This window comes from Microbacterium sp. SMR1, from assembly GCF_003289625.1.
Classification (GTDB): domain Bacteria; phylum Actinomycetota; class Actinomycetes; order Actinomycetales; family Microbacteriaceae; genus Microbacterium; species Microbacterium plantarum.
In genome coordinates this window covers 533,727-553,920 of sequence record NZ_QMBN01000002.1, presented here as the reverse complement: position 1 = coordinate 553,920, position 20,194 = coordinate 533,727, and the positions used below count along the sequence as shown (strand labels likewise).

Here is a 20,194-nt window from a genome sequence, read left to right as displayed (position 1 = left end):
CTGTGAGGTGCGACACCCCGGCGCCGCGGCGGTGCCGCACCGGTTATCGTCAAGCATGACCGCCCGCATCCTGTCGATCGGCACCGCCGTGCCGCCGGCCGTGCTTCACCAGAACTCCGTGCGCGACCTGTTCGCCGCACAGCCCGGCATCGGACGGCTATCGCAGCGTCTGGTCCGCGCGGCGTTCGACGCCTCGGCCATCGAGACCCGGCACACCGTGCTGACCGATCTCGCCGAGGCGCTCGAGCCCGGTGGCGCGCGATCGGATGCCGCCGGCCCGGCCGCCGGCGACCCGGCAGCCCTTCCCGTCATCTCCGACGACGGGGCACTGCTCTCGCCCTCGACGGGCACACGCAACGACACCTATATCGCCCTCGCCCCCGAGCTGTCGGCGCGCGCGGCGCGGGAGGCCCTGTCTGCGGCATCCGTCGCGCCGGCGGAGATCACTCACGTCGTGACCGTCTCGTGCACCGGCATGTACGCGCCGGGTCCCGACTACCGGCTGGTGCGCGACCTCGGCCTTCCCACGACCGTCGAGCGCTACCACCTGGGGTTCATCGGCTGCGCGGCCGCCGTCCCGGCCCTTCGGGCAGCGGCGCGCATGTGCGCCGCCCAGCCCGACGCCGTCGTGCTCGTGGTCTGCGCCGAGCTGTGCACCCTGCACTTCCGGGTCGCCGACGACCCCGACCAGATCCTCGCGGCATCGCTGTTCGCCGACGGCGCCGCGGCGGCGGTCGTCAGCGCCGACCCGGCGCGTCGCGGAGAGCGGTGGCTCGACCTCGATCGGTTCGCGACCGCGGTGACCGACGACGGTGAGCGCGACATGACCTGGACGATCGGGGACGCCGGCTTCGAGATGGTGCTGACGGCCGAGGTGCCGCGCATCATCGGGCGCGAGATCCGCGCCGCGGTGGCCGAGGTGATCGGCGACGGCCGGGTCGACACGTGGGCCGTCCACCCGGGCGGCCGAGCCGTCCTCGACCGCGTCCAATCGGGCCTCGACCTGCCGTCGGATGCCCTCGCGGCATCGCGTGCCGTGCTGCGGGACTACGGGAACATGTCGAGCGCGACGATCCTCTTCATCCTCCGCTCGCTCCTCGACGCAGACACCCTGCGCGACGGCGAGACGATCGCGACGCTCGCGTTCGGCCCCGGACTCACGATGGAGGCCGCGCTCCTCACGGCAGGAGTCGCCGCTGGAGCCGACACCGGCGTTGCCGAGACCGCGTCGACGGATGCCGTGCGGGCGGAACCCGTCGCATCGTGGACCTGAGTCGTCGCGACGTCGAGCTGCGCGAGCTGATGGACGACCCGGACTGCGATCCGGAGGCCCTCGCGCAGACGCTCCGCCGCTTCGACCTCGTCAATCGCGCCGTGAGCGGCTGGGGAACGGTGTGGCGGCGGCATCTGCGGCCCGCCCTGGAGCGTCTGGATCGACCCGCCCGCGTGCTCGACATCGGGTCAGGCGGTGGCGACGTCACCGCGCGGCTCGCGCTGCTCGCGGAACGGGATGGCCTGGACGTCGGCTGGGTCGGGATCGACCCGGATCCCCGCGCCCTCGCCGTCGCGCGCGAGCGCAGCCGGCCCGACCTGGAGTTCCGCAGCACCGACTCGACGGCGCTGCGCGCCAGCGGCGAGCGCTTCGACGCCGTCATCTCGAACCACGTGCTGCATCACCTCGGCGAGGCCGAGCTCGACGCGTTCATCGCCGACTCCCTGGCCCTGTCGCGCGGCATCGTGCTCCACGCCGACATCGAGCGGGGGCGCGCGGCTTACGCGCTCTATGGCGCGGGCATCCTGCCGGTACAGCACGGGACCTTCCTGCGCACCGACGGGCTGCGCTCGATCCGCCGCAGCTACCGTGCCCGAGAGCTGCGGACGACGCTGGCCGGTCGCGGCGAGTGGCACGTCGTCCGACCGGCGCCGTTCCGCGTGCTCGCCGTGGGAGCGGGGCGTGCCTGACGTCATCGTCGTCGGCGCCGGCCCGGTGGGGATGCTGCTGGCGGCCGAGCTCACGCGACGGGGCGTCGACGTCACGGTGCTCGAGCGCCGCGAACGCAGCGGCGACGGGTCGCGGGCGATCGGGCTGCACGCTCCCGTCCTCGCCGCGCTCGAGGAGGGCGGTGCGACCGACCGCATCCTCGAGGACGCGGTCCGTGTCTCGCGCGGCGAGGCCCGCAGCGACGGAACACTGCTCGGCGTCGTCCGATTCGATCGCCTGTCGGTGCGGCATCCGTATGTCGCCACCCTTCCGCAGGCCCTCACCGAGCGCGCTCTCGCGTTCGGTGCGCCGTCGCCGCTGCGTGGGGTCGCCGTCACCCGCGTGACACCGGGGCCGGCCGACGTACGGGTCGAGACGTCCGGTGCTCGCGGGGCCGGCGAACTGTTGGCGCCGCTCGTCGTGGTCGCCGGAGGCGTCGGCGCACGCGAGCTCGTGTTCCGGCCGAACGCCGTGAGACGCACGAGCTACCCCGACCGGTACCTCATGAGCGACGCCGACGTCCCCGGGAGACCCGATGCCGACGTCGCGGTGGTCCACCTCGCGCGAGCGGGGGTGCTCGAGTCCTTCCCCCTGCCGGGAGGCCGACGCCGCTTCGTCGCCTGGGACGAGCCGCCCGGGCAGGATGACGGCGGGTTCGACGAGCCGGATGCGCGGCTGCGGCGGCTGCGCACGGCGATGCGGGAACGGGGTGAAACGGATGCCGCAGAGGCGCTGACCGGCGCGACGGGGTTCCGCGTGCGACGTGTGCTCGCACCGGCCCTGCGTCGCGGCCGGGTGACGGTGATCGGCGACGCCGCACACGAGATCAGCCCGATCGGAGGACAGGGGATGAACCTCGGCCTCCTCGACGCGGCGACCCTCGCGCCGCTGCTCGCTGCCTGGGTCCGCAGCGGCACCGAGCCCACTGCTGCCCTCGCACGATGGGAGCACGATCGGCTGCGTTCGGCCCGCACGGCGGGACGGCTGGCGGCGGTCAACATGCGTCTCGGCCGCCCGGTGAGTGCGGGCGCGCACGCCGTGCGCAGTCAGATGCTCGGGCGCGTGCTCGCCGCGACCGGCTCGCTCGTCCCGAACGCCTATGCGATGGGGCTCGACGCCGCTGCTCGCTGAGTTCTCAGCGCAGCGAGCCCGCAGCCACCACCAGCTGCGCGGCGAGCACGAGAGCCGCGGCCATGACGAGGCGGAAGCCGGTGCGGTCGGGACCGCGGAGCCGCATCCGCACCACCACCGCGACCGCGAGCACCAGCACCACGCCGAAGAACAGCCACGGCAGGACTCCCTCGCTCCGCCCGCCGATGAGCACGGCGATCGCGGCGACGACGATCCCGGCGACAGCGATGATGATCGATACCGGCGCTCCGAGGCGATGCGGCAGCCCCCGCACACCGGTGTCGCGGTCGTCGTCGAGGTCGGGCAGGACGTTGGTCAGGTGCACCGCCGCCCCGAGCGCAGCACCCGCCACAGCAGCGAAGGGCGCCGCGAGCGTCGGATCGGGTGACGAGAGCGTCGCCAGCGAGGGGAAGAGACCGAAGCTCACGAGGAAGGGCACGACCGACACCGGCGTCGACTTCAGCCCGAGGTTGTACGACCAGGCCGACGCGATCGTCACGGCGTGCGCGAGCAGCATCCCCCATCCGAGCACCGCCGAGAGAGCGAGCGCGATGACGGCGGAGCCCCCGGCCGCGATCCAGGCCGCACGATTCGAGACCTCACCGCGGACGAGAGGCTTGTCGGTGCGGCCGACGGCGCGGTCGCGTTCACGGTCGATCGCGTCGTTGGAGATGCCGATCGAGAGCTGACCGAAAAGCACGGATGCCACCAGCACCGCGAGCCGCCAGGGCTCGAGCCCGGCCGCGAGTCCGAGCGCCAGAGCCAGAGCCGTCACGACGACCGAGGGCCCCGGGTGTGAGGCGCCCCACAGGGCCCGGATCGCACGCATGCGTCCACACTCTCACGTCAGGGTCATCGGCTCCGACGGGGTTGCGCGCCTCGGCGTCGTGGGCAGGCCGTCGCCGCGATCAGTCGTCGAGCAGCTCGGCCTCGATCACGTCGTCGTCCCCTCCGGCAGCTGCCGGCGCGGCAGGCTCCGCCGCGGGACCGGCACTCGTCAGCACGAGTGCCGAGCCGTCGGCGGCCACGTCGACCCGGACGATGTCGCCGTCGCGCACCCCGCCCGACAGGATGGCCATGGCGAGGCGGTCCTGGATCTCGGACTGGATGAGGCGGCGCAGCGGCCGGGCTCCGAACACCGGGTCGTAGCCGCGCTCGGCCAGCCACGCGCGCGCATCGGGGGTGACCGCGAGCGAGAGACGCCGGTCCCTGAGGCGCCGCTGCAGCGCGTCGACGGAGAGCTCGACGATCTGTGCGAGGTCGTCCTGGCTCAGCGCCTCGAACATCACGGTGTCATCGAGACGGTTCAGGAACTCGGGCCGGAACGCCTGGCGCAGCAGGATCTGCACCTGCTCGCGCTTCTGCTCGAGGCTCAGCGTCGGGTCGATGAGGATCGGCGATCCGAGGTTCGAGGTGAGGATCAGGATGACGTTGCGGAAGTCGACCGTCCGGCCCTGGCCGTCGGTGAGGCGGCCGTCGTCCATGACCTGCAGCAGCACGTCGAAGACCTCGGGGTGCGCCTTCTCGACCTCGTCGAGCAGCACGACGGAGTACGGGCGGCGGCGCACGGCCTCGGTGAGCTGGCCGCCCTGCTCGTAGCCGATGTACCCGGGAGGGGCACCGACGAGCCGCGACACGGAGTGCTTCTCGCCGTACTCCGACATGTCGATGCGCACCATGGCGTGTTCGTCGTCGAAGAGGAACTCGGCCAAAGCCTTGGCGAGCTCGGTCTTGCCGACACCGGTCGGCCCCAGGAACAGGAACGAGCCCGTGGGCCGGTTCGGGTCGCTGATGCCCGCTCGCGAGCGACGCACGGCGTCGGCGACGGCCTTCACGGCGGTCTTCTGCCCGATGAGGCGCTTGCCGAGCTCGGACTCGAGGCGCACGAGCTTCTCGGTCTCCCCCTGCAGCAGGCGCCCGACGGGGATGCCGGTCCAGGCGGCGATCACGGCGGCGATGTCCTCGTCGGTGACCTGTTCGTTGACCATCCGCTCGGGCCCGTCGACGGCGGTCTCGGCGCGCTCCGCTTCGACGACCTCGCGTTCGAGCGCCGGGATCTCGGCGTACAGAAGCCGCGATGCCTTCTCGAGGTTGCCCTCGCGCTGCGCGCGCTCGGCTTCGACGCGAGCCGCGTCGAGACGCGTCTTGAGGTCACCGACGCGGTTCAGCGACGCCCGCTCGCGCTCCCAGCGCGCCTGCAACTCGTCGAGCTTCTGCTGCTCGTCCTTCAGCGTCGCGCGCAAGGCGTCGAGACGCTCGCGCGAGGCGGCATCCTTCTCCTTCTTGAGCGCGAGCTCCTCGAGCTTCAGCCGGTCGACGTGCCGGCGCAGCTCGTCGATCTCGAGCGGCGCCGAGTCGATCTCCATGCGCAGACGCGACGCGGCCTCATCGATCAGGTCGATCGCCTTGTCGGGCAGCTGGCGGGCTGGGATGTAGCGGTTCGAGAGGGATGCCGCGGCCACGAGCGCACCGTCCGAGATGGCGACCTTGTGGTGGGCCTCGTAGCGCTCCTTGAGCCCGCGGAGAATGGCGATGGTGTCCTCGACGCTCGGCTCGCCGACGTAGACCTGCTGGAAGCGGCGCTCGAGCGCGGCATCCTTCTCGATGAACTCGCGGTACTCGTCGAGGGTGGTCGCACCGATGAGGCGGAGCTCACCGCGGGCGAGCATGGGCTTGAGCATGTTGGATGCCGCGACCGAGCCTTCGCCGCCGCCCGCGCCCATGAGCACGTGCAGCTCGTCGATGAAGGTGATGATGCGGCCGTCGGACTCGGTGATCTCCTTGAGTACGCTCTTCAGGCGCTCCTCGAACTGACCGCGGTACATGGCGCCGGCCACGAGCGCGGAGATGTCGAGCGAGACGAGCTCTTTGTTCTTGAGGCTCTCGGCGACGTCGCCCGCGACGATGCGCTGAGCGAGGCCCTCAACGACGGCGGTCTTGCCGACGCCGGGCTCGCCGATGAGGACGGGGTTGTTCTTCGTGCGGCGGGTGAGCACCTGGCTGACGCGGCGGATCTCGCTGTCGCGCCCGATGACCGGGTCGAGCTTGCCCTGCCGGGCACGGTCGGTGAGGTTGATGCCGAACTGCTCGAGGGCGCTCTGCGCCTCCTCCTGTCCGGGCTGCTGTGTGGCGTTCATATTTCTCCTGAAATCTCTCGGCTCAAACTTGAGCCTGTGTGACTCAAGTTTACCACCGTGTCGTTCAGGACGCTACGGCCTCTGCCGCAGCCCCGGCCACCGACGCCGCCTCGGGCGTGCAGGCGAAGCGGGCACGGTACGCCGAGGGGCTGAGCCCGAGCGCTCGCGCGAAGTTCTGCCGCAGGACGGAGGCCGAGCCGAATCCACTGTCGGCCGCGATCTGGTCGAGCCCGAGGTCGGTCCGCTCGAGCAGCCGCTGCGCCCGCAGGATCCGCTGCCGCCCGAGCCACGCCGCCGGGGTCGTCCCGTAATCGGCCTTGAATCGGCGCGCGAACGTCCGCGGCGACATGTGCGCGCGCGACGCGAGCAGATCGACGGACAGATCGAGGTCGAGGTTCGCGATCATCCAGTCGGTGATGGGCGCGAGCGACAGCGATGCCGCCTCGGGGAGCGGACGCGCGATGAACTGGGCCTGCCCGCCGTCGCGGAGGGGCGGCACGACCATCCGCCGGGCGATCGTGTTCGCCGCCTCGGCCCCGAGCTCGATGCGCAGCAGGTGCAGGCAGGCGTCGAGCCCCGCCGCGGTACCCGCAGACGTGATGATCCGGTCCGACTGCACGTACAGCACGTCGGGGTCGACCTCGATGCGCGGGTACATCTGCGCCATGGTCTCGGCGTAGCGCCAGTGCGTCGTGGCGCGCTTGCCGTCGAGCACACCGGATGCCGCGACCACGAAGGCTCCGCTGCAGACGGTGAGCACCCATGCGCCACGCTCGACCGCACGTCGGACGACGGCTGTGACACGTTCGTCCACGGAGTCCCAGGTCTCGCGCGGGATGGGAGTGATCACGACCAGATCGGCCTCGTCGGCGAACCCGAGTCCCGCGTCGACGTTGAGTGAGAACGGGAGATTGGCGGGGACCGCCCCGGGATCGGGTGCCACCACCCGGAAGTCGAAGTTCGGGATGCCCTCGTCACTGCGGTCGAGACCGAACGCCTCGCACGCGAGACCGAACTCGAAGGGCGCGAACCCGGGCTGGACGACGCAAGCGACCGTGTGCATGGCAGGATTCCTCCGAATACCGTCTCATCCGCCAGTATCGGCAGGATAACGCTCATCGTAGCGTTTCTGCCATGCCTTCCGACATCCTTCTTCTCGCACTCGTCCTCCCCGTGATCGCCGCCGTGACAGGCACGCTCGCGGTGGTCGCACGCGACGGCTACCGCCGCGTCCCCACCGACGCGACACGCGTGCCGCCGGCAGAGGAATCGACGCCGACACACCGCGAGCGCGAGCGGTCACCGCGCCGGAGCGCGGTCGCCGTCAGCGGTCGCGGCGCGCGCGGGCGCGACGGGATGCCGCGAGCAGTCGCGACGCCGATTCCGCCCAGGTGAATCGGGAGATGTGCGCACGGCCCGCCGCGACGAGCGCCGCGCGGGCGGCATCGTCATCGAGTGACTCGACGGCCGCGGCGAAGGCTCGCGGGTCGCGCGGCGGCACGTAGAGCGCGCCATCGCCGCCGACCTCATGGAAGATCGCCATGTCGCTGACCACCGCGGGCACCCCGAGCGCCAGGGCTTCCGCGATCGGCAGCCCGTACCCCTCGTCGAGGCTGAGTGTCGCGAGCATTCCCGCATCGGCGAGGAGCGCGGCGTACTCGGCATCCGTCACTCCGCCGTGGAAGATGATGCGGGCACCGGCGGGCGCGAGCTCCTCGAGCTCGGCGCGTCGACCGTCGGAGATCCGACTCAGCAGGTGCAGCGTGCGGCCGGGCAGCCACTGCATCGCCCGGACGAGCGTCTCGACGTTCTTGTAGGGCATGAACGAGCCCATGTAGACGATGTTCTGCGGCTTCGCAGCCCCGGGCATGGCCGTCGCGGGCGCCAGCTCGGCGAGACGCTGCGGAGCGTTGGGCAGCACCACCACCTCGCGCTTGGTCAGCTTGACGTCGGCGAACTGACGCTTGCTCGTCTCGCTGACCGTCGCGACGACGTCTGCGGCGTTCAGCGTCGCCCGCTGCGGCGCATACGAGAGGTGGAAGAGCCGCCAGCCCAAGCGCACGAACCACGGCAGATCGCGGGGCGGTGTGCGGTGCCGGTAGTAGATCGTGTCGTGCAGCGTGAGGATCAGCGCGAACCGCCGGCCGAGGGCCCCGATCGTCTGCATCGGCGAGTAGACGACGTCGGGTCGGTGCCGGTTCAGCCGCAGCGCCGCGAACGGCTCGAGCATGGAGGTCGGCGCGTGCAGCGTGACGTGCGGCGCCCCTGCCGGGAGGAACGGCAGCTGCGCGGGGTCGTGCACGATGAACGTGACCTCGACACCCTCGGCGGGCGCCGCCGCGAACAGCGCGTGGGCGAGCTCATGGGAGAAGCGGCTGATGCCGTCGTGGAAGTCGGTGCGGATGTAGCGCGCGTCGAAGAAGAGCCGCATCGTCACGCGTCGAGCGGCTCGCCGCGGTAGAGCTTCTCGAACGTGTCGAGGGTGCGCTCGATGTCGTGGATCTCGACGCCGTCGAGTGAGGCCTGCTGCATCCGCAGGTACTCCGCGGGAGAGGCGGTCAGCACGCGCCGCAGCTTGTCTGCGAGGTCGTCGACGTTGCCGGGCTCGAAGAGGTAGCCATTCACGCCCGATTGGACGAGGTGCGGCAGGGCGACGGCATCCGCCGCCACGACGGGCAGGCCCGAGGCCATGGCCTCCATCGTCGCGATCGACTGCAGCTCGGCGATCGAGGCGATCGCGAAGACGTCGGCCCGCGTGTATGCCGCGCGGAGGTCGGCCTCGTCGGTGCGCCCGTAGAACGTGACGCGGTCGGTGATGCCGAGCTGCTGCGCGGTCTGCTCGAGGTTCCGACGCTGGTCGCCGCCGCCGACGATGTCGAAATGGACGTCCAGCTCGGGGGCGAGCTTGGCGACGGCCTTCAGGGTGACCTCGACGTGCTTCTCGGTTGTGAGGCGCCCGACGAACAGGATGCGGCGGTGCTCGCGCGGAGTCAGGTCGGAGGTGTAGTTGCGCTTGTCGATGCCGCAGCTGATCGGGATGACGCCCGAGATGTCGATCGTGTCCTCGAGGAACTGCGCGGCCTTGCGCGTCGGGGTGGTCACGGCGCGCGACATCAGGAACGTGCGCTTGGCGTCGTCCCAGCAGAGCTTGATGATGATCTTGTCGAGGAACGGCGGCAGCGTCGTGAAGTCGATGACGTTCTCGGCCATGACGTGGTTGGTCGCGACGACGGGGATGCCGCGCTTCTTCGCCTCGCGCGTGAGTCCGCGGCCGATGACGATGTGCGACTGGCTGTGGACGACGTCGGGCTTGACCGAGTCGAGCACGCGCCGGGCGTAGTGCTTCGAGCGCCAGGGCAGCACGAAACGCAGCCAGTCGTGCGGGTACCAGCGCCACCCGGGGAGGCGGTGGACGGTGAGGTCGGCGCCCTCGATGTTCTCGGTGAAGACTCCCGACTGGGAGTGCTTCACGCTGGGGGTCACGACGTGCACGTCGTGACCGCGGGCGGCGAGGCCGGCGGAGAGGCGTTCGGCGAAACGGGCGGCTCCGTTGACATCGGGGGCGAAGGTGTCGGCGCCCATCACGATGGTCAGGGGCGCGCGAGAACTCTCGGCGGGAACACCCTCGGTCGTCGTGGATTCGGTCACGGGTCAGGCCCAATCTGTACGGCGGCGTGCCGCCGGCTGTGGCCGACGCGGCGGGCCCGAGCTTACCCGAGCGGTATAGGGGCTCCCGGGAGGCGGCACGGCGTTGGGGGAAACCGGCTCGGCCGCGTCAGACGCTGCACGCGGCGCCCCGCGCGCACCCAGGCGGCATCCCTAGGCTGGGGTCATGGCCCGACTCGAAGCCGATGCCGATCCCGCCCGCTGGGTTGCCGTCACCGAATCGTTCGGATTCTCCGGACGCCGCGCTCGCAAGCGCGCGATCGGGATGCTGCTGAGCCAGGCGAACGCCGCGATAGGAGCGGCGCCCCGCCCCGGTGGACGCTTCGCCGCGTGGGCCGCGAGCCAGGCGGTGCCGATGCTCATGCGCCGAGCCAACGGGCGCGTGCGAGCGTGGATGTGGAAGGCCGACCCCGAACTGCTCGTCGTCCTCGCGCAGATGCAGGAGGCGACCCCGCAGGTGCGGACCGCGCGGGCGATGATGCCGATGGAGTACGACGACACCGAGGACTTCCGCTCCCCCTACCTCGGGTCGGGCGAGAAGCTCGTCATGACGCTGCCGCCTGACCCGCGGACGCCCCCGTTCGTCTCGTACACCTGGGACACGGGAACCCATCTCGTGACGCTGTCGGCCGTGTGCAGCGATCGCGAGCGCGTGGGGACGGTTCTCGACGAGCTCGATCACCTCGCCCGCTCGCTCCGCGTGGTCGACGACCTGACTCTCGACGAGTCCGCCAACACGCTCCGCCTCCCACCCGCCTGACCGCTCGCACACGCCGTCGACTCGCCAGGAACTGCGGATGCCGGGGCAGCCGGATCCGCGTTTCGTGGCGAGTCGACGGGGGTCACTCCCCCGCAGGCGGGTCGGAGGGGCGTCGGTAGAGCACGACCTCGGTCGCTCGGCGTACACGCGCGCCGTGACGCAGGGTCACGACGGCTCCGGTCGCACCGGCGGCGAACACGCGCGCGCCCGGGCGCTGCTGCATCTCGTCGCGCAGACGCTGCTCGAGGTCGCGCACCTCGCGGCGCAGTCCCGCGACCTCGTTCTCGAGCTCCAGGATGCGCGCGATGGCGGGCAGGCTGATGCCTTCCGCCGACATCCGCGCCACTTCTCGCAGCTGCCGGATGTGACGCAGCGAGTATCGACGCGATCCCCCCTGCGTGCGCCCGGGCACGACGAGGCCCAGCCGGTCGTACTGCCGGAGGGTCTGCGCGTGCATGGCCGCGAGCTCCGCCGCGGCCGCGATCGCGAAGATCGGGGCGTCCTCGTCGATGTCGTCATCAGCCATGGTTGGTCACCTCCTGGGCGTCGAGAGTGTCGTCGGGCGACCCGCCGCGTCCGCCCGTGGGGATCGGATGCGGCGGGTCGAGACGAATGTGTCAGCCGCGCGCCTTGTTCATCAGGTCGGCGCGGGGGTTCTCGCGGGGCTCGACCTCCGCGAATCGTTCGAGGGCCGCTCGGGCCTCCTCGTCGAGGTGCGCGGGAACGGCGACCTGGACCTCGGCCAGCAGATCGCCCGTGCCCTTCGAGGTGCTCACGCCGCGCCCCTTGACCCGCAGGACGCGGCCCGACGGGGTGCCGGGCGCGACCCGGAGCTTGACGGGGTCGCCGCCCAGCGTCGGCACCTCGATCGTGGCGCCGAGGGCCGCCTCGGTGAAGGTCACCGGGACCACCACGCGAAGGTTGAGTCCGTCGCGCGTGAAGACCGGGTGCGGCCGGACCGTGACGCTCACGACGATGTCACCCGATTCACCGCCGTCCGGCGAGGGACGCCCGCGACCGCGGAGCCGGATCTTCTGCCCGTCCTTCACACCCGCCGGGATCTTCACCTTGAACGGCTTGCCGTCCTCGCCCTGGAGCGTGACGGTGTCACCGCGGACCGCGGTGGCGAAGTCGAGCGTCGTCCGTGCGGTGACGTCCGCACCGCGCTGCGGGCCGCCGAAGCCCTGGAAGCCCCCGGTCGAGCGGCCGAAGCCGCCCGACCCGAAGCGGCTCGACCGCCCCGTCTGCTGGTTGAACATCGCGAAGATGTCGTCGAAGTCCGCGCCGCGAGCTCCGGCGCCGCCTCGCGCACCCTGGTTGAAGGCGCTGAAGACGTCCTCGAAGCCACCGGCGCCCTGGCCACCCGCGGTGAAGCGGGCGCTGCCCGACCCCATCGCCCGGATCTGGTCGTACTCGGCGCGCTGCTCCTTGTCGGAGAGCACGGAGTACGCCTCGCTGATCTCCTTGAACTTCGCCTCGGCCGCGGGGTCTCCCTGCGTCGAGTCGGGGTGGTACTTGCGCGCGAGCTTGCGGTAGGTCTTCTTCAGGTCGGTGTCGGAGACGTCTTTGGAGACGCCCAGCACCTTGTAGAAGTCCTTGTCGAACCAGTCCTGACTGGCCATGTCGTTGCCTCCTATTCGGCCGGCACCGCGACGACGACCTTCGCCGGACGCAGCTCGATGCCGCCGAGGCGGTAGCCGACCTCGACGACCTCGAGGATCGTCGGCTCGGCCGTGCCCGGGGTGGGCGCCTGGAAGATCGCCTCGTGCTGCTGCGGGTCGAACGCGTCGCCGGCGGCGCCGTAGGACTCGACGCCCAGTCTCGCCACCACCCCGCGGAGCTTGTCCGCGATCACCGCGAGCGGCGATCCCTCGGCGAGGTCGCCGTGCTTGTCGGCACGGTCGAGGTCGTCGAGCACGGGCAGCAGGCCCTTCGCGACCGAGCCCTTGGCGCGCTCGATCTCAGCCTCGCGCTGGTCCTCGGTACGCCGACGGTAGTTGGCGTACTCGGCCTGCACGCGCTTGAGGTCGAGCAGCAGGTCGTGCTCTTCGGCGGGGGCTTCCGCGACGGCGGCCTCGTCGGACTGCGTCGCGCCGAGGATGTCGTCGATGGTCAGTTCGTCGTCCGCAGCCGCGGCATCCGATGCTCCGGGGGCCCCGTGCGCGTCGGGGCCGGACGCCTGGGCGTCCGACCCCTCCTCGCCGAGGACCTCGTCATCGCCGTGCGGCTCTTCGAAGTCCTTGTCGGTCATGATTACTTCTTGTCTTCCTCGTCTTCGACGACCTCGGCGTCGACGACGTCCTCATCGGATGCCGTCGCGCCGGCGTCGCCGGTCGGAGCGTCGGTCGGGGCGCCCTGCGCCTGGTCGGCCTGACCCTGCGCGTAGATGGCCTCGCCGAGCTTGCCCTGCGATGCGTTGAGCTTGTCGAACGCGGTCTTCACCGCGTCGTCGTCGTCGCCCGCGAGTGCGGTCTTCAGCGCGTCGACGTCGCCCTGGACCTCGGACTTGACGTCCTCGGGGAGCTTGTCGGCGTTGTCGGCGATCAGCTTCTCGATCGAGTACGAGAGGGTCTCGGCCTGGTTGCGGACCTCGGCGGCCTCGCGGCGCTTCTTGTCCTCGGCCGCGTGCTCCTCGGCCTCGCGCACCATGCGCTCGATGTCGTCCTTGGGCAGCGACGAGCCGCCGGTGATCGTCATCGACTGCTCCTTGCCGGTGCCCTTGTCCTTCGCCGAGACGTGCACGATGCCGTTCGCGTCGATGTCGAAGGTGACCTCGACCTGCGGGATGCCGCGAGGCGCCGGTGCGATGCCGGTGAGCTCGAACGTGCCGAGCGGCTTGTTGTCGCGCGTGAAGTCGCGCTCACCCTGGAACACCTGGATCGCGACCGACGGCTGGTTGTCGTCGGCGGTCGTGAAGGTCTCGCTGCGCTTGGTCGGGATGGCGGTGTTGCGCTCGATGAGCTTCGTCATGATGCCGCCCTTGGTCTCGATGCCGAGGCTCAGGGGGGTGACGTCAATGAGGAGGACATCCTTGCGCTCGCCCTTGAGGACACCGGCCTGCAGGGCGGCGCCGACGGCGACGACCTCGTCCGGGTTCACGCCCTTGTTGGGCTCCTTGCCGGCTTCCTTCTTCACGAGCTCCGAGACGGCGGGCATGCGGGTGGAACCACCCACGAGCACGACGTGGTCGATGTCGCCGACCTTGATGCCGGCCTCACGGATGACGTCCTCGAAGGGCTTCTTCGTGCGGTCGAGCAGGTCCTTGGTGAGGTCCTCGAACTTGGCACGCGAGAGCGTCTCCGACAGCGAGACGGGGCCCGAGTCGGTCAGCGAGAGGTACGGCAGGTTGATCGACGTCGACTGCGAGCTCGAGAGCTCCTTCTTCGCCTGCTCCGCAGCCTCCTTGAGGCGCTGCAGCGCGATCTTGTCGCCGGAGACGTCGACGCCGGTCGTGTCCTTGAACTGCTTAATCAGGTACTCGACGATGCGCTGGTCCCAGTCGTCACCGCCGAGGCGGTTGTCACCGGCGGTGGCGCGCACCTGGATGGTCGAGAAGTCGTCGTCCTTGCCCACTTCGAGGAGCGAGACGTCGAAGGTTCCGCCACCGAGGTCGAAGACGAGGATGAGCTCGTCCTCCTTGCCCTTGTCGAGGCCGTAGGCCAGGGCGGCTGCGGTGGGCTCGTTGATGATGCGCAGGACGTTCAGGCCCGCAATCTCGCCGGCCTCCTTGGTCGCCTGACGCTCGGCGTCGTTGAAGTACGCGGGCACCGTGATGACGGCGTCGGTCACGGTGTCGCCCAGGTACTGCTCGGCGTCGCGCTTGAGCTTCTGGAGGATGCGGGCCGAGATCTCCTGCGGCGTGTACGCCTTGCCGTCGATCGCCTGGGTCTTCCAGTCGGTGCCCATGTGACGCTTGACCGAGGTCAGCGTGCGGTCGACGTTGGTGACGGCCTGGCGCTTCGCGGTCTCACCGACGAGCACCTCGCCGTCCTTGGTGAACGCGACGACCGAGGGGGTCGTACGGAGCCCTTCGGCGTTGGCGATGACCTTGGGCTCGCCGCCCTCGAGGACGGCCACGACGGAGTTCGTCGTGCCCAGGTCGATACCCACTGCACGTGCCATGAGTTGTCTCCTTACTTGCGGTTCTATGGGATCGGAAGTCTGCGGCGGCCCAACCTGAGCCGCGATGACTCAACTGTACTCCCGGCCCGAAATGGTGTCAAGCGAACTTGAGCCAAGGCGTATCAAGTTCCGTATAGCGCCGCGCTGCGTAATGTCGTGCACCTGAGCCAAACCTGAGAAAGACTGAGGCACGATCATCGGTTCCTCCCAGGGGCGCGCTATATGTTGAGTCCACCCATGACAAGAAGCGTGATCCCGAACTCGCCTCTCGTCGACCTCGGACCCGCAATGGGCGGTCGTCGAGCGTTGCGTCGCGCCCGGAGACGACCATGACCCGCACCGCTGTCGTGATCGAGGATGACGACGACCTCCGCAGCCTGCTGACCCAGACCCTCGAGCAGCACGGCTTCGCCGTTCACGCTTTCGCAGACGGGCATGCCGGCGTCAACGCGGTGCGCGCCGTGCGTCCAGACCTGACCACCGTCGACGTCAAGCTCGACGGCATCGACGGGTTCGAGGCGGTCCGCCGCATCCGCGCCTTCCACGACGGATACGTGCTGATCATCAGTGCCGTCGACGACGAGACGGCGACCGTCGAGGGATTCCGCAGCGGCGCCGACGACTACGTCATCAAGCCCTGGCGCCCGTACGAGCTCCGGGCCCGCATCGACGCCCTCATGCGACGCCCGCGGACGCTCCAGGCGAACGAGGCGGCACCGGGCGCCTGGCTCGAAGCCGGCGGCCTGCGACTGAGCCCCGGCTCGCGCCGCGTCGAGCTCGACGGACGCTCCCTCGATCTGACGCGTTCCGAGTTCGACGTCCTGCAGGCCCTCATGCAGCGTCCCGGTGACGTCGTCGAGAAAGCGTGGATCGCGCTCATGCTCCGACGGCAGAGCGGAGCGCACGGCGAACACGTCAGCCCCCACGATCTCCACGCGGTCGAGGTCCACCTGATGAACCTGCGCCGCAAGCTCGGCGACGACGGCCGGACCGGCCGCTGGATCGAGACGGTGCGCGGCATCGGCTATCGGTTCGCGCGTCGCGACTGAAAAGGGCGTCGGCCCCCTTCCCGACGGATACGCTGGCCCCGTCGCGATGACGCGACGTGCCGCCGCCGGCAGGCGGCACCGAGTGTTCACGGAGAGGTTCTAGCGTGCCCGGCATGTCACCCGAGACCGATCCGCCCCGTGGACCCAGCTCCCCGACGTCATCCGCGCGCGGCGTGCCCGCGCCGCCGGCCGCAGCCGACACGCAGGCGCTCGGACGCATCGCCGCCATGCAGGGTCGCGATGTCGACGAGCAGCCGGTCCCCCGCAAGGCCGTCGTCTCGTGGGCGCTGTGGGACTGGGCGACGCAGCCGTTCAACTCCGTCATCCTCACGTTCGTCTTCGCGTCGCTGTTCCTCGTGTCGGACTCGTTCCTTCCCGCCGACATCGCGGCACTGCCCGACACCGACCCGGTCAAGGAGGCAGCACTCGCCGAGTTGGCGAGCGGCTACGGCGTGGCCTCGACGGCCGCCGGCATCCTGATCCTGCTGCTGGCCCCGGTGCTCGGCCAGACTGCCGACCGGTCGGGGCGCAAGAAGCGCTGGCTCGGGGTTTTCACCGTCGTCCTCGCGCTGCTGCAGTTCGCCCTGTTCTTCACCTTCGCCGACCCGGCCTTCTTCTGGTACGGCGCGATCGTCCTCTCCCTCGGCGCCGTCGTCTCCGAGATCGCGGGCGTCAACTACAACGCCATGCTCGTGGAGGTCTCGACGCCCCGCACGATCGGCCGGGTCAGCGGCCTGGGCTGGGGGCTCGGTTACATCGGCGGCATCATCGCCCTCGCGCTGGTGGTCGCCCTCACCTTCGCCGACTGGTTCGGGATGGACACGAGCAACGGTCTCGCCTACCGGCTCATCGCCGTGGGCTGCGGCGTGTGGACGATCGTCTTCGCCATCCCCCTGCTGCTGAACGTGCCCGAGCGCACCGCGCCGCACGACACTGAGAAGGTCGGCTTCTTCGCCGCGTACGCTCACCTCGTCACGGACATCGTCCGCCTCTACCGGACCGAGCGCCCGACATTCTGGTTCCTGCTCGCGAGCGCGGTCTACCGCGACGGGCTCGCGGGCGTCTTCGCCTTCGGCGGCGTCCTCGCCGCACGCGCCTTCGGGTTCTCCGCGACCGAGGTCATGGTCTTCGGCATCGCCGCGAACCTCGTCGCCGGCGCCTCGACCATCGTCGCGGGGCGATTCGACGACCGCTTCGGCGCGCGCTCCGTGATCGTGGCCACCCTGTCGGGTCTCATCGCCGTCGCGGTGCTGCTGTTCGTCCTGCGAGACGCCGGCTCGATCGTCTTCTGGATCGCCGGGCTCATCCTCTCGGGCTGTGTCGGGCCCGCCCAGGCCGCGAGCCGCTCGCTGCTCGCCCGGGTGACGCCGCCGGGGATGCAGGGCGAGATCTTCGGCCTCTACGCCACGACGGGACGCGTCGCGAGCTTCCTCTCGCCCGCCATGTGGTCGTTGTTCATCGCCTGGTTCGGCAGCATCATCTGGGGCGTGCTGGGCATCGCCGTCGTGTTGCTCTTCGGGCTCGTGCTGCTGCTCTTCGTTCGACTGCCGAGGCAGGCCGGCATCCGCTGAACGTGCTCAGGCGGGGCGGCGCATGGGGACGTGCGGGATGTCGTCCTCGGAGAACTCGGGTCCGTTGACCTCGAACCCGAAACGCCCGTACCAGTCGGCGAGGTGCTTCTGCGCGTCGAGGTCGATCGCGGTGCCGGGCCACCGCTCGCCGGCGCGCTCGACCGCCGCGCGCATGAGCTGGGCAGACAGACCGCGGCCTCGCGCGTCGGCCGCGGTCGCCACGCGGCCGATGCGGGCGTTTCCCGAGACGTCGCGAAGCAGTCGGAGCGTCGCGAGCACGCGTCCGCCGTCTTCGATCCAGAAGAGTTCGGTGTCGGGCTCGAGGTCGCGGCCGTCGAGCTCCGGATAGGCGGCGGTCTGCTCGACGACGAAGACGCTCACGCGCAGCCAGAGGAGGCGGTAGAGCGTCTCGGCGGGGACATCGGTCAGACGGGCGGAAGACACCGGAGGCATCCGCCCAGCGTACGACCGTGTCAGCCGCGCCTGCCGCCGATCCACGGGAAACGCACTCCCCGTTCGTTCGGCTCTTCGACCTCGAGCCCGTAGTGGTCGCCGATCCGCTCGATGAACTGAGCCCGCTCCGCGCGGGCGTACGCACGACGTTCGCGCTGGAAGGCCAGAACCGTCGACCAGCACATCAGCAGCATCACGATCGAGAACGGCAGGGCGATGAGGATCGCCGCCGTCTGCAACGCCTCCAGACCTCCGGCCAGCAGGAGCGCGCTCGCGAGGGCGGCGGTGATGACGACGAAGAAGGTGCGCACCCAGCGCGGCGGCTCGGGATTTCCGCCCGTCGCGATCATGCCCATGACGAGCGCGCCCGAGTCTGCCGAGGTGATGAAGAAGACGGCGATCAGGACGATAGCACCGATGGTCAGCACACCACCGGCGGGCAGCCCCTCGAGCAGCTGGAACAGGGCGCCCTGCAGGTTCACCGACCCGTCGGCGGCGAGCATCGACCCGGGCTGCTCGAGTTCGCGATACAGCGCCGAGCCGCCGAGGACGGCGAACCACAGGATGCCGATCAGCGTGGGGACGAGCAGCACGCCCGCCACGAACTGGCGCACCGTGCGCCCCTTGCTGACGCGCGCGATGAAGATGCCGACGAAGGGCGCCCACGAGATCCACCAGCCCCAGTAGAACGACGTCCACTGCGCCTGCCACGCCTCGCCCGCCGCGCCCTGCAGGGCGCTGACGGTGAACGAGAGACCGATGAAGTCCTGAATGTAGGCGCCGATCGACTGCACCCACTCGCGCAGCAGGAACTGCGTGGGTCCGACGAAGAGCAGGAACAGCAGCAGCACGCCGGCGACGATGAGGTTGAAGTTGGACAGCCACTTCATGCCCTTCGTCACTCCCGACAGCACGGAGAACAGCACGAAGACGGAGACGATCGCGATGAGCCCGATGAGCATCGCGTCGTTCAAGGGCGGGAGGCCGATGAACTCGAGCCCGGATCCCATCTGCATGACGCCGAGCCCGAGCGAGGTCGCGACGCCGAACAGGGTGCCGACGAGGGCGACCGCGTCGATGACGTTGCCCGCAGCGCCGCGAACCCGATTCCCCAGCAGCGGCTCGAGCGCCCAGCGGATCGAGATCGGGCGGCGGCGACGATGGATCGCGTAGGCGAGGGCGAGTCCGACGACGACGTACATCGCCCAGGCGTGCACGCCCCAGTGCAGGTAGGTCTGGGTCAGAGCGCTCTGCGCCAGCTGCTGCTCGGTGCCCGTGACGCCGGGACGCGGGTCCACGAAGTGGCTGAGCGGCTCACTCACGCCGTAGAAGACGAGGCCGATGCCCATGCCCGCGGCGAAGAGCAGCGAGAACCACGATCCCGTCGAGAACTCGGGCTCGTCGTCGTCGCGTCCGAGCTTGATGTCGCCGAAGCGGCTGAAGCCGACGAAGATCGCGAAGCCGACGAAGAAGGCGGCGATGAGGACGTAGTACCAGTTGAACGAGTCGACGATCGACGTCTGGATGGCGCCGAAGAACGACTCGGCTGTGGTGGGGAAGATGATCGCGAAGGCGCTGAACCCGACGATGACGACCGCGGCCGGCCAGAACACCCAGCGGGCGATCGTGCCCGGGGTGGACACCGCGGCTATGCGTTCTGCGGGAGAGGGCTGATTCTCGGTGCTCACCGAACCAGGGTCGCAGGATACCGACGCGACGCAAAGCGGGGAAGGGCAGTTGCCTGCCGCGATGACACCGGGTATGGCTCAGCCGCGCGGCCAGGCGTCGGCGAGTTTGGTGAGCAGCCGAGCCAGCTCGGCCCGCTCGTCATCGGTGAATCCGCCCAGCGCGCCGCCGAGGGCCGCCCGACGCTCGCCCCGCACGCTCTGTGCGAAGCTGCGCCCCTCGCCGGTCAGCGCGATGCGCGTGCGGCGGGCGTCGTCGGGGTCGGCCTCCCGACGCACCAGGTCGAGCTCGACCGCCTGCTGCACCAGCCGCGAGGCGCGTGGCTGATCGACACCGATCGCCTCGCCGATCTCGCTGACGCTGAGCGGATGGGATGCCGCGGCGAGCGCCTCGAGCATGCGCAGGCGGGCGAGCCCCGCCATCCTCCCGCGTCCCTCGGCGAACGGGCCGCCGTGATGGCCGTGCGGGCCGTGCCCGCCGTGAACGCCGTGCCCGCCGAACGGTCCGCCCGCCTGCGGTCCGCGTTCGACGCCCGGCGCGGGCCGCCGCAGTCCGCGCAGGCGCCCCAGGGCGTCCGCGATGGCATCGATCCGCGGGTCGTCGTCGGCCGTCATGCTTCGAGAATACATGCGGCTTGA

18 protein-coding genes are annotated in these 20,194 nt (G+C 70.4%); 6 read left to right on the top strand and 12 right to left on the bottom strand.

Annotation, left to right across the window (positions count from 1 at the left end):
- Positions 1–55: 55 nt before the first annotated feature.
- From DO944_RS07240 to DO944_RS07230, 3 genes are read left to right on the top strand one after another with little or no spacing between them, the layout of a single operon-like run.
- The gene (locus DO944_RS07240) at positions 56–1,273 is read left to right on the top strand and encodes a type III polyketide synthase (RefSeq protein WP_112616101.1); all 1,218 of its coding nucleotides are present in this window, start codon (positions 56–58) and stop codon (positions 1,271–1,273) included.
- The gene (locus tag DO944_RS07235; RefSeq protein WP_112616099.1) at positions 1,264–1,962 is read left to right on the top strand and encodes a methyltransferase domain-containing protein; all 699 of its coding nucleotides are present in this window, start codon (positions 1,264–1,266) and stop codon (positions 1,960–1,962) included. Before DO944_RS07240 ends, DO944_RS07235 begins: the two co-directional genes overlap by 10 nt.
- The gene (locus tag DO944_RS07230; protein WP_112616097.1) at positions 1,955–3,112 is read left to right on the top strand and encodes an NAD(P)/FAD-dependent oxidoreductase; all 1,158 of its coding nucleotides are present in this window, start codon (positions 1,955–1,957) and stop codon (positions 3,110–3,112) included. Before DO944_RS07235 ends, DO944_RS07230 begins: the two co-directional genes overlap by 8 nt.
- A gap of 4 nt (positions 3,113–3,116) precedes the next feature.
- On the opposite strand, the gene DO944_RS07225 is transcribed toward DO944_RS07230, so the two are convergent.
- The 5 genes from DO944_RS07225 to DO944_RS07200 all read right to left on the bottom strand — a co-directional run bounded on the left by DO944_RS07225 (position 3,117) and on the right by DO944_RS07200 (position 9,831).
- Entirely contained in the window at positions 3,117–3,941 is an 825-nt protein-coding gene (locus DO944_RS07225; protein WP_112616095.1) for a UbiA family prenyltransferase, read from the bottom strand.
- 79 nt (positions 3,942–4,020) lie between these two features.
- Entirely contained in the window at positions 4,021–6,249 is a 2,229-nt protein-coding gene (locus DO944_RS07220) for an ATP-dependent Clp protease ATP-binding subunit (RefSeq protein WP_112616093.1), read from the bottom strand.
- Between the two features lie 64 nt (positions 6,250–6,313).
- The gene (locus tag DO944_RS07215; protein WP_112616091.1) at positions 6,314–7,312 is read right to left on the bottom strand and encodes a helix-turn-helix domain-containing protein; all 999 of its coding nucleotides are present in this window, start codon (positions 7,310–7,312) and stop codon (positions 6,314–6,316) included.
- 261 nt (positions 7,313–7,573) lie between these two features.
- Complete coding sequence (locus DO944_RS07205; RefSeq protein WP_112616087.1) at positions 7,574–8,680, bottom strand: glycosyltransferase; 1,107 nt, start codon at positions 8,678–8,680, stop codon at positions 7,574–7,576.
- A 2-nt stretch (positions 8,681–8,682) separates the two neighbouring features.
- Positions 8,683–9,831 (bottom strand): glycosyltransferase, encoded by a 1,149-nt coding sequence (locus DO944_RS07200; protein ID WP_396652021.1) that lies wholly within the window; start codon positions 9,829–9,831, stop codon positions 8,683–8,685.
- 250 nt (positions 9,832–10,081) lie between these two features.
- On the opposite strand from DO944_RS07200, the gene DO944_RS07195 reads away from it, so the two are divergent.
- Positions 10,082–10,675, top strand: coding sequence for a hypothetical protein (locus tag DO944_RS07195; RefSeq protein WP_112616083.1), 594 nt, complete (start codon positions 10,082–10,084; stop codon positions 10,673–10,675).
- An 82-nt stretch (positions 10,676–10,757) separates the two neighbouring features.
- Here DO944_RS07195 and DO944_RS07190 read toward each other — a convergent pair whose 3' ends face one another.
- The 4 genes from DO944_RS07190 to dnaK form a co-directional block, all read right to left on the bottom strand.
- Positions 10,758–11,201: a heat shock protein transcriptional repressor HspR gene (locus DO944_RS07190; protein ID WP_112616081.1), complete on the bottom strand. Its 444-nt coding sequence runs from the start codon at positions 11,199–11,201 to the stop codon at positions 10,758–10,760.
- Positions 11,202–11,292: 91 nt separating this feature from the next.
- Entirely contained in the window at positions 11,293–12,297 is a 1,005-nt protein-coding gene (locus DO944_RS07185) for a DnaJ C-terminal domain-containing protein (RefSeq protein ID WP_112616079.1), read from the bottom strand.
- Positions 12,298–12,308: 11 nt separating this feature from the next.
- Positions 12,309–12,926 (bottom strand): nucleotide exchange factor GrpE, encoded by a 618-nt coding sequence (locus DO944_RS07180; RefSeq protein WP_112616077.1) that lies wholly within the window; start codon positions 12,924–12,926, stop codon positions 12,309–12,311.
- Positions 12,927–12,928: 2 nt separating this feature from the next.
- Positions 12,929–14,797: a molecular chaperone DnaK gene (gene dnaK, locus DO944_RS07175; RefSeq protein ID WP_112616075.1), complete on the bottom strand. Its 1,869-nt coding sequence runs from the start codon at positions 14,795–14,797 to the stop codon at positions 12,929–12,931.
- 329 nt (positions 14,798–15,126) lie between these two features.
- On the opposite strand from dnaK, the gene DO944_RS07170 reads away from it, so the two are divergent.
- Together DO944_RS07170 and DO944_RS07165 are read left to right on the top strand one after the other, a co-directional pair.
- Positions 15,127–15,846: a response regulator transcription factor gene (locus DO944_RS07170; protein WP_112616073.1), complete on the top strand. Its 720-nt coding sequence runs from the start codon at positions 15,127–15,129 to the stop codon at positions 15,844–15,846.
- A gap of 113 nt (positions 15,847–15,959) precedes the next feature.
- A complete protein-coding gene (locus DO944_RS07165) occupies positions 15,960–17,417 on the top strand; it encodes an MFS transporter (RefSeq protein ID WP_112616071.1) in 1,458 nt (485 codons plus the stop codon).
- Between the two features lie 6 nt (positions 17,418–17,423).
- On the opposite strand, the gene DO944_RS07160 is transcribed toward DO944_RS07165, so the two are convergent.
- The 3 genes from DO944_RS07160 to DO944_RS15895 form a co-directional block, all read right to left on the bottom strand.
- A complete protein-coding gene (locus tag DO944_RS07160; RefSeq protein WP_112616948.1) occupies positions 17,424–17,870 on the bottom strand; it encodes a GNAT family N-acetyltransferase in 447 nt (148 codons plus the stop codon).
- A gap of 20 nt (positions 17,871–17,890) precedes the next feature.
- Positions 17,891–19,558 carry a BCCT family transporter gene (locus DO944_RS07155; protein WP_112616069.1) on the bottom strand — a complete coding sequence of 556 codons (1,668 nt, stop codon included), beginning with the start codon at positions 19,556–19,558 and terminating at the stop codon, positions 17,891–17,893.
- Positions 19,559–19,636: 78 nt separating this feature from the next.
- A complete protein-coding gene (locus DO944_RS15895; RefSeq protein ID WP_258524603.1) occupies positions 19,637–20,170 on the bottom strand; it encodes a MarR family winged helix-turn-helix transcriptional regulator in 534 nt (177 codons plus the stop codon).
- Between the last annotated feature and the right edge of the window lie 24 nt (positions 20,171–20,194).

What these genes read in the sequence shown, in the direction of transcription:
- DO944_RS07165 (WP_112616071.1), top strand. Translation starts at nt 15,960, where the DNA reads ATGTCACCCGAGACCGATCCGCCCCGTGGACCCAGCTCCCCGACGTCA.
- DO944_RS07170 (WP_112616073.1), top strand. Translation starts at nt 15,127, where the DNA reads ATGACCCGCACCGCTGTCGTGATCGAGGATGACGACGACCTCCGCAGC.
- DO944_RS07240 (WP_112616101.1), top strand. Translation starts at nt 56, where the DNA reads ATGACCGCCCGCATCCTGTCGATCGGCACCGCCGTGCCGCCGGCCGTG.
- DO944_RS07205 (WP_112616087.1), bottom strand. Translation starts at nt 8,680, where the DNA reads ATGCGGCTCTTCTTCGACGCGCGCTACATCCGCACCGACTTCCACGAC.
- DO944_RS07215 (WP_112616091.1), bottom strand. Translation starts at nt 7,312, where the DNA reads ATGCACACGGTCGCTTGCGTCGTCCAGCCCGGGTTCGCGCCCTTCGAG.
- DO944_RS07195 (WP_112616083.1), top strand. Translation starts at nt 10,082, where the DNA reads ATGGCCCGACTCGAAGCCGATGCCGATCCCGCCCGCTGGGTTGCCGTC.
- DO944_RS07225 (WP_112616095.1), bottom strand. Translation starts at nt 3,941, where the DNA reads ATGCGTGCGATCCGGGCCCTGTGGGGCGCCTCACACCCGGGGCCCTCG.
- DO944_RS07220 (WP_112616093.1), bottom strand. Translation starts at nt 6,249, where the DNA reads ATGAACGCCACACAGCAGCCCGGACAGGAGGAGGCGCAGAGCGCCCTC.
- DO944_RS07185 (WP_112616079.1), bottom strand. Translation starts at nt 12,297, where the DNA reads ATGGCCAGTCAGGACTGGTTCGACAAGGACTTCTACAAGGTGCTGGGC.
- DO944_RS15895 (WP_258524603.1), bottom strand. Translation starts at nt 20,170, where the DNA reads ATGACGGCCGACGACGACCCGCGGATCGATGCCATCGCGGACGCCCTG.
- DO944_RS07180 (WP_112616077.1), bottom strand. Translation starts at nt 12,926, where the DNA reads ATGACCGACAAGGACTTCGAAGAGCCGCACGGCGATGACGAGGTCCTC.
- dnaK (WP_112616075.1), bottom strand. Translation starts at nt 14,797, where the DNA reads ATGGCACGTGCAGTGGGTATCGACCTGGGCACGACGAACTCCGTCGTG.
- DO944_RS07200 (WP_396652021.1), bottom strand. Translation starts at nt 9,831, where the DNA reads ATGGGCGCCGACACCTTCGCCCCCGATGTCAACGGAGCCGCCCGTTTC.
- DO944_RS07160 (WP_112616948.1), bottom strand. Translation starts at nt 17,870, where the DNA reads ATGCCTCCGGTGTCTTCCGCCCGTCTGACCGATGTCCCCGCCGAGACG.
- DO944_RS07190 (WP_112616081.1), bottom strand. Translation starts at nt 11,201, where the DNA reads ATGGCTGATGACGACATCGACGAGGACGCCCCGATCTTCGCGATCGCG.